We start from the raw sequence: 11,562 nt of genomic DNA, 5'->3' as shown, positions 1-11,562 counted from the left end.
TTTTGGCAGTGCCTGAGGAGGCGCCAGGATGTGCGGCAAAGGCTTTGCCAGCATGGAGCTGACATAGAGTCTACAGGAATGTATTCACGGCGTCCTTTGACGAACACCCTGGTTCCGAATTTTGATCTGCGATGGGTATAACTATGGCGCAGGCTCCTTACTGTTTAAATCGTCTCGATAATCCTTCAATATGCGCTGACATTGCCTAAGACTGAGATTAACGCCATAGTTTTCGTGTAAATGCGATTTCAATAAACCGCCGCTCCAGTTTTGATCCCGATAGCCTAACTCGATCGGCGAATGGGACAAATCGAGCTTCACCTTGAGCTTCTCGTCTTGTTTCAAAACGGTAAGCCGACCGGTCTTCTTGTCATCCTTAAGGCCTTCCAGTCCGAATATTCGGTAAAAACGCACCCAGCGTTGAACGCTTCGAATACTGATGTCGAAACATTGGGCAATCCGTTCGTAACTCAGTCCCGCCGTCGCTAAAATCAAGATCTGTAATCGATATTGAAAACGCGCGGATCGCGATTTATTTAAATATTTATTTAACGTCTCGATAAGCACCAGACGATTATGGCTTAGATCTTGTCGTTTCATCGTTTTGCTACTGTTGAATAACGGTCGTTAACGCTACGTTCCGCCTGAATCGTGCGACAAGCACAATGACGCACCGTATGACCTAGGCCTTTTGGTATCAATATTGTGTGTTCTTAATTTGTTGGCGAATAGACACTCATGCTAACACATGGCGAAAAAGCAACTTATATCGATTTTCGTTGAAACTTGACTTCAATTTTAAAAAATTTGGGGGAGTTATGTTCTTACTCTTTAATCTTTCGTCCTATAAAACAAGGCGGTCTTTTTATCACTCTTATCTATCAAGTACTCAAGTATTTCGCGACTTAAAATATTTCGCTCTACCATTTGCATTGGTTGCCACGTTGTTATCAACTGATTCCAATGCCGCAGCTATTTGGCAGCAACCATTCGATATTAAAGATAGCTTTAATTCTATAGGTATCAAAGAGCTTGATATCGGTGGTCAACGAGTAATTTTTGAGGGCACGGGCCCAACGCAGGTGATCCGCGATTGTGTTTATCTTGGCGAAAAATCAGATTGCTACCAAACACCGTTCGAACAAAATGGGCTTGATACCATCATGACTGAGATGGTAAGTCTTCATCTTGTCGGTAAAACAATGGGGTTTCATACTGAAATTCGGGTTGGGGAAGGCTGGTCTTTCTTTGATGATTTGATATTCACAGACCTTATCGGTCTCGATCATTCTCGCGGGCAAATCCAAGATTTGGCCGGTCTTCCAGATGGCAATATCGACTTTCCAGCAAATAGCATTTTCGATATCTTCTTTGACGTTTGGATCGATTTCAATAACGATGGCATTGTTGATGTAGGGGAGGTAGTGAGTAACGATGTTCGTGATTTATCCGGCGATAGCATACTAGATAGCTATGCTCTGAGAATGTTTGCTGAAATAGAAGATGTTCCGCCACCGAAGTGGACTCAATATATTTGCTCAGGAAAAGTAAGTGCATTGGATCCATCGATCGGAACTTTTGATGCAGTCGTCGAGGAAGCATGTCCTCCACCACTGGATCTATTTTTCATTAACCCTGACAGAACTGAAATAACATCTGCTGATCTTGATCTTCCCTCCGTATTTGCAATTGACGCCAAACACATTGTCCCTGAACCCACCACATTCATGCTACTGTCCGCAGGACTAGCATTGTTCGGCTGGCAACATCGCCGCAAACCCCTCGCTTAAGCGTAAGACTATGCGCCGAGTCCTTCGGCGCTTTTTGCTAAGCTTTTGGCTTTAATAACGATAAAAATTTTCTATGGTTGCATTTTTCGGACGCTGCCGACACGCTTTATTCGGCATTTCGGATGCCGAAACCCGAATCGAACTGCGCGGCTTCAAGGTCGGCGACGACCGGGTCAAGGCGCGAATCGAGCGCATCGGCAAGAGTTTTGTCGAAGGTTATCATGCCGCCTTGCTCGATAACGATCCGTTGCGCCTTACCGAGCATTTGAACTCAATCGACGACAACGAATTGCGCGGTTTCCTCTTCGAAGGTGCCGCGATGGGCTTGGTGATATCGGATTTCCTTTGCCCGTGGCGACCGAGCCGTTTTCAAGCATTTTTGACAGGCCCGGCGCAGCATCACGCCTATATGTTGCATGTCGGCGCCGGTTGGGCTTTGGCCCGCTTGCCGGTGTCGCCGGCAAGCCTGACCTCGCGCATGGACTGCCTACTCCGTTGGCTGGTCCTTGACGGTTACGGCTTCCACGAAGGCTATTTTCATTGGCCGGACAGTATCGGCCGTCAACAGCGTCCTTCATGCCTACAAGGCTATGAAAAGAGGGCTTTCGACCAAGGTTTAGGACGCAGTCTGTGGTTCGTCATGGGAGCCGATCCCGAGCGTATCGTATCGGCGCTGCAAGACTTTCCGACGGATAGGCAGGGCGACTTGTGGAGCGGCGTCGGCTTGGCCGGCGCTTATGCCGGCGGTGTCGAACCGGACGTTTTAGAGCGTCTGAAAGTTTTGGCCGGCGACTTTCTTGCGCATCTCGCTCAAGGCGCTGCATTTGCAGCCAAAGCCCGGCAACGGGCCGGCAATCCGGCCGATCATACCAAGCTGGCCTGCCGCATCTTTTGCAATTTAAGCGCCGAACATGCCGCGCAATTAACGGACGATGCCTTGCGGAAAGTGCCTGCCGATAACGCGCTGCCGGCTTACGAACATTGGCGGCAACGGATACGGCGACACTTTATTTAAGCCTGTATCGCAGCCTCACCTTAGAGGATACCAGCAATATGAATAGCATTTATCCACTTCTACGCCGCCGCGCGACGCTGTTGGCCGCCCTGGTTTGGATCGGCCTTCTTTACGGCTTTATGCAACCGCCGAGCTTGAGCCCTTCGGAACGAAAAGCCATCGCCGGACGCTTCGACTTTACCCGCTTGGCGTTACCGGAGCCGTCCGGAAAAAACCCGCGTTCGGTAAGAAACGTTCATCCAAGCTTGGAACATATTTCCGCGTGGATCTCATCGGTCGGTGCGAGCGTTGCGCTCGGCGACCTTGACGGCGACGGCCTGCCGAACGATCTCTGCCATGTCGATCCGCGCTTCGATTCGGTTATCATCGCGCCCGTTCCGGAAACCGGCGAACGCTATACGCCATTCGAATTGCATCCGGCGCCCGTGGCATTCGATGCCGCGACGATGGCGCCGATGGGCTGCCTATTCGGCGATCTCAACGAGGATGGCTTACTCGATGCTATCATTTATTACTGGGGGCGCACTCCGGTCGCCTTTTTACAGCGTGGCGATAGCACCGGTCTCACCGCGGAAAGCTTTAAACCGGTGGATATCTTTCCCGGCAACGAGCGTTGGTTTACCAATGCCGCAACGCTAGCCGACTTAGATGGCGACGGCCATATCGACTTGGTTATCGGCAACTATTTTTCGGACGGCGCGCAAATTCTCGATGCAAGCGGCACAGGCATCGAGCGGATGCACGACACCAAGTCCCGTTCGTTCAGCGGCGGCAAAACGCATTTATTGCTTTGGGACGGTGCCGAAAGCGGTGAACAACCCAATGTTCGTTATCGAGCCGTAACCGGCGTGCTCGACCCGGCGACCGAGCACGGCTGGGCCTTGGCGGTCGGCGCGGCCGACTTGGATGGCGACTTGTTGCCGGAACTTTATTTAGGGCATGACTTCGGCCCGGACCGCTTACTGCACAACCGTTCGACCCCGGGGCGCTTAAATTGGGTCGAATTGCGCGGTAAAGCGGGCCTCGCCACGCCGAAATCGTTCGTGCTGGGTCAGGATTCCTTTAAAGGCATGGGCGTCGATTTCGGCGATCTCAACGGCGATGGCCTATTGGATTTATTCGTCAGCAATATCACCAGCGAATGGGCTTTGCAAGAGAGCAATTTATTATGGTTGAGCACCGGCGAGCCGGAACGCATGCGCGACGGCGTTGCCCCCTATGTTCAAGCCAGTGAAAAGCTCGGCCTTTCCAGAGCCGGTTGGGGTTGGGACACGCGTCTAGCCGACTTCGATAACAGCGGTTATCCGGAAGCACTGGTCGCGACCGGTTTCGTCAAGGGCGAAACGCCTCGTTGGGCAAAATTGCAAGCGTTAGGCACCGGAAACGACCGCATGATGAGTAATCCTCGGCATTGGCCCTCTTTCAAACTCGGCGACGATTTAAGTGGCCATGAAGCCAACGGTTTTTTTGTGCGCGCCGAGGACGGTCGTTTCTACAATTTAGCATCGGAACTTCAACTGGACGATCCGATGGTCAGTCGCGGCATTGCCGTGGCCGATGTCGACGGAGACGGCGACTTGGATTTTGTCGTAGCCAATCAATGGGAAAGATCGTATTTCTTTCGGAACGAATGCCCTGACTGCGGCGATTTTATCGGTCTACACCTTCGAATCGCCGGCGATTCGGCGCATACTCGAATTATCGAGGGACATCCGGATCATGACATTTCCGCTTATCCGGCAATCGGAGCCCAAGCAACCGTTTATTTACCGAATGGAAAAAAAATAGTCGCTCAAGTCGACGGTGGAAACGGTCATTCCGGTCAACGTAGCCCCGATCTCCATTTCGGACTTGGAAAACTGTCCGGTAATGCTCCTTTGGAGATTGAACTGCGTTGGCGCGGACAAGCCGGCAGCATGCACCGTAAGACGCTCAACCTCGAACAGGGCTGGCACACTGTAATACTCGGCGAAGCAGAGGCGGAAAATTTATGAATATTAACGAAACGATCACGACCCGTTTTTTTTATCCGAAAGGCAGCCCTAAGTTACGCCTGTTCGCATTAGGCTATTTTGCCGCTCTCATTACGCTTTGGACGATTCTTGGACATACCGTGCTCGGATTCGAGCAATCCGGTCTGCAACCGATCGTCGCCGTGGCAAGCGCGTGTTTCACGCATTGGCTCTTGGAGTGGGTGGATAGCCGTTCGACCCGACGCGCGCCGCGATACGGAAACAGCCTATCGGACCGATTTATCTTTTTGCTGCCGGCCCTAATACCGGGGCTTGCTGTCGGTATGCTGATTTATCCGAACGAACTGCTTTGGCCGATGATTTTCGCTTCCGCGTTATCGATCGCGTCCAAAATCGTTTTTAGGGCGCCTGTCGGTCAAGGTTCGCAGCATATTTTCAATCCATCGAATTTCGGTATTACGGTAACCTTGCTGCTATTTCCATGGATCGGCCTCGCTCCGCCCTATCAATTCACCGAAAACGTCACCGGCCTTTGGCATTGGATTATTCCGGGGTTCATTTTAATCAGCGGTATTATTGTTCATGCTTATTTTACCGGTCGTCTACCGTTATGCATCGCCTGGATCGGCGGTTTTTTGCTGCAAGCCTTTCTACGCAGTTGGTATTTCGATATTCCTTGGATCGTACCTCTGATTCCCATGACCAGCGCCGCTTTTATCCTGTTTACGCTTTATATGATTCCGGATCCGGCCACGACGCCTTTAAATCCATTCCGCCAAATCCTGTTCGGCCTGGCCGTTGCCGCCGTTTATGCACTGTTGCTGATTGAAAATATCGTGTTCGGATTGTTTATCGCATTATTTGCCGTTTGCGCTTGCCGGGGAGCCGGGCTGTATCTGATCGCACACCGCCAACGACTGTTCCAGAATGCGCAACTTGCCGAGAGTGCCGGAAAATGATCGCGATTGTCGGAATTGCATGCCGTTACCCCGATGCCGACTCGCCGCAAGCGCTGTGGGAAAACGTATTAGCCCAACGCCGCGCGTTTAGGCGTTTGCCGTCCGAACGGCTCAACCTGCAGGACTATTTAGAGAACCGGACCGAGCATTCCGACTCGATATACGTCAAAGAGGCGGCCGTGCTCGAGGGTTATTCATTCGACCGGCAAAAGTTCCGCATTGCCGGTTCGACTTTTCGTAGCACCGATACGACACATTGGCTGGCGCTCGATATTGCCGCTCGCGCACTCGAGGACGCCGGTCTGCCGAACGGTATCGGCTTACCGAAAGAAAGCACCGGCGTCATTGTCGGTAATACGCTGACCGGAGAGTTCTCTCGAGCAGCTTTGATGCGTTTGCGCTGGCCCTATGTTCAAAGAGTGCTAAACGAACGCTTGACCGCCGAAGGTTGGGACAACGACAAACGCCGCGATTTCTTGCGGCTCATGGAACAACATTATAAAGCCCCTTTCGAGCCGGTCGGCGAGGAAACCTTGGCAGGCGGTCTCGCCAACACGATAGCGGGACGAATCTGCAACTTTTTCAATTTCCAGGGCGGCGGATTTACCGTTGACGGTGCTTGCAGTTCGTCGTTGCTTGCCGTTGCACAAGCCTGCACCGCTTTGCAATCGGGCGATTTGGATGCCGCATTGGTCGGCGGTGTCGATTTGAGCCTCGATCCTTTCGAACTGATCGGTTTTTCTCGCGTCGGCGCTCTTTCCCGCGGCAGCATGCGGGTTTACGATAGAAATCCAAGCGGATTTTTACCCGGCGAAGGCTGCGGCTTCGCTTTATTAATGCGACATGACGAAGCCTTAGGCAGGGGGCTTCGTTGTTATGGCTTTATTCGCGGCTGGGGAATTTCATCCGACGGCAGCGGAGGCATGACCCGCCCTGAACTATCGGGACAACAACTCGCCATGCAACGCGCTTACCGGCGAGCCGGCTATGGAATCGGCACCGTGCCTTTGTTTGAAGGTCACGGCACCGGCACGGCGGTCGGCGATGAAGTCGAACTGAATGCTTTGTCCGAATTACTGGCGGACAACCGAACACCCGCAACGATCGGTTCGATAAAAGCCAATATCGGCCATACCAAGGCCGCGGCGGGCATGGCCGGACTCACAAAAGCACTCATGGCTTTGCATAGCCAAATTTTACCACCCGCCACCGCCATCGACAGTCCTCATCGGGTATTCGAGCAAGGAAATCTACGCCTTCTGGAAACAGGCGTTAGCTGGCCAGAAGAACAGCCGTTAAGAGCCGGTGTCAGTTCTTTCGGTTTCGGCGGTATTAATGTACATGTCACCTTGGAAGGCGCATCGACGGCTCGCCGAAAAAGCTTAACGTCACGCGAAACCGCACTAATACGCAGCCGACAAGATTGCGAGTTGTTTATTTTCTGCGCCGAAACCCCGGTCGCTCTAATCGAATCGACCGAACACTTGCGGCAATTAGCACCTTCTCTTTCTTATGCCGAATTGACCGATTTGGCCGCCGCGCTGACAAACGCGATCAAGCCCTGCAGCGTCCGCGCTGCTGTCGTCGCTGCAACTCCGAAACAACTGGAAGAAAACCTCGGCATTTTGCACGGTTGGCTTGACGAAGAAAAAAGCTCCGGATTCGATACCGAAGCAGGCGTGTTTTTAGGCTGTGGCGAAACGGCTCCGCGCATCGCCTTTTTATTTCCCGGCCAAGCTTCGCCTGTACGGTTCACAGGCGGCGCGATGGGCAAACGCTTTAGCGAAATCGACAGCTTATATTATGACCAACAACCGCCGCTACCAGGCGATCCTGAAGATACCGGTCATGCTCAACCGGCGATCGCCCTCGCTGAAATCGCAGGCTTGCGCTTACTTGACGCCGTCGGTATCGAAGCGCAAATAGCAGCTGGTCACAGCTTGGGCGAATTAACTGCCCTGCATTGGGCCGGCGCTTTAGACGAACAGGCTTTGATGCGCATCGTTCGCCGGCGTGGCGCGATCATGTCTGCCGATAAACGGTCTGAAGGTGCAATGGCGGTTATAGGAGCCAATGAAGCCAACACGCAAGCGCTAATCGGCCAAGAATCCGGCGTCGTCGTTGCCGGTTTGAACAGCAGTAACCAATGCGTGATAGCCGGCGATACCGATGCCATTCGCCGTGTGATGACTCTCGCTCAAGCGCAAGATATTGCATTTACCCTGTTACCGATTACACATGCCTTTCATTCGCCTTCGATGGCGCTTGCCGCCGAGCAATTGACCCGGTCTCTGGAATCCGAGAATTTTCATTCAATTATCCGGCCCGTCGTATCGACCGTAACTGGCGGTTTTTTGTCGGACATTCATTTTCCAAAACATCTTGGGGAACAATTAACTTCTCCGGTTCGTTTCACCGAAGCGCTCACCAAACTGCTACCGCATTGCGATCTTTGTCTGGAAGTCGGCCCTGGACGCATACTCAGCGGCTTACTTAAAACCGACCACACCACGCCTGTCGTGGCGCTCGATTCCTCGGGGCCGTCTTTACAAGGGCTGCTCATGGCAATCGGCGCGGCTTACGCACTTGGGCAGCCAATCAAAACCCGAGGCTTGTTCGCGGATCGATTTACACGGTATTTCGACCCGTTACGACCCTTGTCGTTTTTATCCAACCCTTGCGAGGCAGCACCAACAGATACTATCGAAAACCGTTTAAACGACTCGGCGCCGAAAACGAACACCGAAGCCCTTATCCGTGATCCGCGGAATGAGGCTTTACCGAAAACCTCCGAACGCCTCGACGCTTTACAGTTACTTCGTCAAATGCTGGCTCAAAAAGTTGAACTGCCCGCTTCGGAAATTCAAGACCAACATCATTTATTACGGGATTTGCATCTTAACTCGATCAGCATCGGACAAATTATGGCCGACGCCGCACGGAAACTGAATCTGCCGGTTTCGTTGGCGCCGACGGAATACGCACACGCCACCGTTGGCCAAGCAGCCCGATTTCTGGAATCGATGCGCACCGTTAATAATGACGCCGATATCGAACGACATACAGCGCCTCAAGGACTAGAAAATTGGGTAAGAGCCTTCACTATCGAACAGCGCCCCTGCGAATTAAAGCCAGCCAAGCCCTCTTCTAATGACCGTCAAAGACAACAGCCTTCGTCTTGGCGTGTATTTGCCCCTGAAGATCATATACTGGCCGCCCCTTTATTAAAGCGGCTTGAGTCGATCGGCGGCACGGGCGTTTTGCTCTGTCTCCCTCCCACCCCAGACTCCGGATACGACCGATTACTGTTGGATGCGGCACAAGTCGCGTTGGAACAAGACGGAACGCCAAGGTCTTTCATTCTGGTTCAGCACAACGGTTTTGCCTCGGCATTTGCAAGAACCTTGTTTGAAGAAGCCGATGGATTATCCGTTAGCGTTATCGATACGCCCTATCGCCAAGAAGCGTTATCTTGGATTGTTGCCGAAACGCTTGCTGCCGACGGTTTTTGTGAAGCGATTTACGATAGTTCAGGACAACGATCGGAACGGGTTTTGCGTTTAATTGCCACTCTTGCCGACGATAGCGGAAATTCGTTATTAACATCGGGCGATGTGCTGTTAGTCAGTGGCGGCGGTAAAGGCATCGCCGCCGAATGCGCCTTTTCGCTGGCGCGCGTGCATGGTCTACGCTTGATACTCTTGGGACGCGCATTACCGGAAAACGATACCGTGTTAGATGAAAACCTGATGCGTTTCAGTGAGGCCGACATAGCATTCCGCTATTATGCCGCCGATGTCGGCGATGCGGATAGTATTCACAACGCCGTAAAGCAAGCGGAATCCGAATTCGGCGCGATTACCGCTATTTTACATGGCGCAGGCGTCAATGAGCCCAGATTGATCCACGACTTGGATATTGAGATTCTAAAGCGCACATTGTCTCCCAAAATATCCGGCCTTAAGCATCTACTGGCATCGGTCGACTCCGGCAAACTCAAGCTATTAATTAACTTCAGCTCGATTATTGGCCGCGTTGGAATGCGTGGCGAAGCAGATTATGCATTGGCGAATGCTTGGCTGAGCCATGAAACCGATTCGTTCAAAGAGCGTAACCCCGCTTGTCGTTGCCTTTCTCTCGAATGGTCTATATGGTCGGGCGTCGGCATGGGTGAGCGCTTAGGCCGTATCGACACTTTATTACGTGAAGGGATTAGCCCGATATCGCCGGAACAAGGCATCGAATGGTTGAACCGGTTGCTGGATTTGGAATTGCCGAGTTCAAACGTGGTAATAAGCGGCCGTTTAGGCATTACTCCGCCTTTGCCGGTTCTGCCGACCAACGAATTACCTTTTCTTCGATTTATAGAAAAGCCCGGGCTATTTTATCCGGGAATCGAATTAGTGACCGATTCTGAAATTTCATTAAACAACGATCCTTATTTGAACGATCATGTTTACCAAGGCGAACATATTTTTCCGGCTGTCATCGGAATGGAAGCTATGGTGCAAGCAGCCCGGTCGGTCACTGGCCGGACTGAAACTCCTTCCTTCCAGGACTTGCGTTTTGCCCACCCGATCGTAGTGCCTCCCAACGAGATCGTTACGTTGCGCACCGTTGCTTTAGTTAAAGAGGACCAGAGCATCGAGGTCGCTCTACGTTTCAGCCAGACCGCATTCCAAATCGATCACTTCCATGCGATATTAAGATTCGATGCCTGTCCGAATAATTATCGCGACGAAGCAGCTCAGGAGAATTCAACTAATCCACATAAAATAGCCATCGACCCGGACGCCGAACTTTACGGCCCTTTATTTTTTCAAGATGGCCGCTTTCGACAAGTAAAAGCCTATCGGCAGCTTTCCGCATTTCAATGTACTGCCGATATCGGCACAGACCTTTCGAAAGAAACTTGGTTTGCCCGCTTTTTGCCGCAAACCTTACTGATAGGCGATCCCGGTACTCGAGATGCAGCCCTCCACGCGATTCAAGCCTGCATTCCGCATGCAATCGTGTTACCCACCGCCTTAGAACGCTGGATACCGAAAGACTTGAATATCGACGGCCCGATATATGTCTTAGCCCGAGAACGGTGGCAACGACACGATGAATTTTGCTACGACCTCGAAATTCGAAGCCATGCGGGCTTTTTGAAAGAAATTTGGCAAGGCCTACATTTGCGCGAGATTACGAACATCGATTGGGAAACTTGGCCTGTTGGTTTAATTGCGCCTTATCTGCAGCGCAAGATTTATGCAATCGTTAAACCACACGATTTGAACTTCGTCTTGTTACGCAAAGACAGCCATGCTGCCGAAGAACCGACCAAGACTGCAATCCAATTGGCCTTGGGCAATAAAAACACTATTTTGCGCCGTAGCGACGGCAAACCCGAATCCGTCGATGGCCGAACGATTTCCGTAGCACATGCTGAGGGTTGGGTTTTCGCGGTTACAAGCGAATCACAAGTCGCTTGCGATTTAGAAACCGTTACCGATCGGCCGATTACCGCGTGGGAAGACTTACTCGGCAAAGAACGCTTTGCATTGGCGCGGTTGACCGTCGAACAATTCGGAGAAAACCTGGATCGAACGGCGACCCGCGTTTGGGGTGCCATCGAATGCTTGAAAAAAGCAGGCGCAAGCGCCAATCACCCGTTGACCTTACAATCGGCTGAAAAAGACGGATGGGTCACTTTTACAGCCGGCCCTTTCGTCATTGCCACCTACATCGCAAAGCTCAAAGGCACTTCTTCGCCATTGATGTTTTCGGTATTGATCGAACAAAATCGCCAATCAAAATCGCCGGCAGCATTCGGGAAGTAA

6 protein-coding genes are annotated in these 11,562 nt (G+C 51.9%); 5 read left to right on the top strand and 1 reads right to left on the bottom strand.

What is annotated here, in order from left to right; translation table 11 throughout:
• Nucleotides 1-141: 141 nt before the first annotated feature.
• Nucleotides 142-600: a helix-turn-helix domain-containing protein gene (locus MEALZ_RS07845; RefSeq protein WP_014148090.1), complete on the bottom strand. Its 459-nt coding sequence runs from the start codon at nt 598-600 to the stop codon at nt 142-144.
• A gap of 179 nt (nt 601-779) precedes the next feature.
• Here MEALZ_RS07845 and MEALZ_RS07840 point away from each other — a divergent pair, with 179 nt between their 5' ends.
• The 5 genes from MEALZ_RS07840 to MEALZ_RS07820 all read left to right on the top strand — a co-directional run bounded on the left by MEALZ_RS07840 (nt 780) and on the right by MEALZ_RS07820 (nt 11,562).
• The gene (locus MEALZ_RS07840) at nt 780-1,790 is read left to right on the top strand and encodes a PEP-CTERM sorting domain-containing protein (RefSeq protein WP_046061047.1); all 1,011 of its coding nucleotides are present in this window, start codon (nt 780-782) and stop codon (nt 1,788-1,790) included.
• A 73-nt stretch (nt 1,791-1,863) separates the two neighbouring features.
• Entirely contained in the window at nt 1,864-2,805 is a 942-nt protein-coding gene (locus MEALZ_RS07835) for a DUF1702 family protein (RefSeq protein ID WP_014148088.1), read from the top strand.
• Between the two features lie 38 nt (nt 2,806-2,843).
• Nucleotides 2,844-4,799 carry a CRTAC1 family protein gene (locus MEALZ_RS07830; protein ID WP_014148087.1) on the top strand — a complete coding sequence of 652 codons (1,956 nt, stop codon included), beginning with the start codon at nt 2,844-2,846 and terminating at the stop codon, nt 4,797-4,799.
• Entirely contained in the window at nt 4,796-5,737 is a 942-nt protein-coding gene (locus MEALZ_RS07825; protein WP_014148086.1) for an RnfABCDGE type electron transport complex subunit D, read from the top strand. The genes MEALZ_RS07830 and MEALZ_RS07825 overlap by 4 nt, the downstream gene beginning before the upstream one ends.
• Nucleotides 5,734-11,562, top strand: a complete 5,829-nt coding sequence (locus MEALZ_RS07820; protein WP_014148085.1) for a type I polyketide synthase — start codon at nt 5,734-5,736, stop codon at nt 11,560-11,562. Before MEALZ_RS07825 ends, MEALZ_RS07820 begins: the two co-directional genes overlap by 4 nt.

This window comes from Methylotuvimicrobium alcaliphilum 20Z (genome assembly GCF_000968535.2).
Lineage (GTDB): Bacteria > Pseudomonadota > Gammaproteobacteria > Methylococcales > Methylomonadaceae > Methylotuvimicrobium > Methylotuvimicrobium alcaliphilum.
Note: the sequence above shows the minus strand (reverse complement) of the source record. Positions and strands in the feature narration are given on the sequence as shown.

Coding starts and splice junctions, on each gene's coding strand:
- MEALZ_RS07845 (WP_014148090.1), bottom strand. CDS start 600: ATGAAACGACAAGATCTAAGCCATAATCGTCTGGTGCTTATCGAGACG.
- MEALZ_RS07835 (WP_014148088.1), top strand. CDS start 1,864: ATGGTTGCATTTTTCGGACGCTGCCGACACGCTTTATTCGGCATTTCG.
- MEALZ_RS07830 (WP_014148087.1), top strand. CDS start 2,844: ATGAATAGCATTTATCCACTTCTACGCCGCCGCGCGACGCTGTTGGCC.
- MEALZ_RS07825 (WP_014148086.1), top strand. CDS start 4,796: ATGAATATTAACGAAACGATCACGACCCGTTTTTTTTATCCGAAAGGC.
- MEALZ_RS07820 (WP_014148085.1), top strand. CDS start 5,734: ATGATCGCGATTGTCGGAATTGCATGCCGTTACCCCGATGCCGACTCG.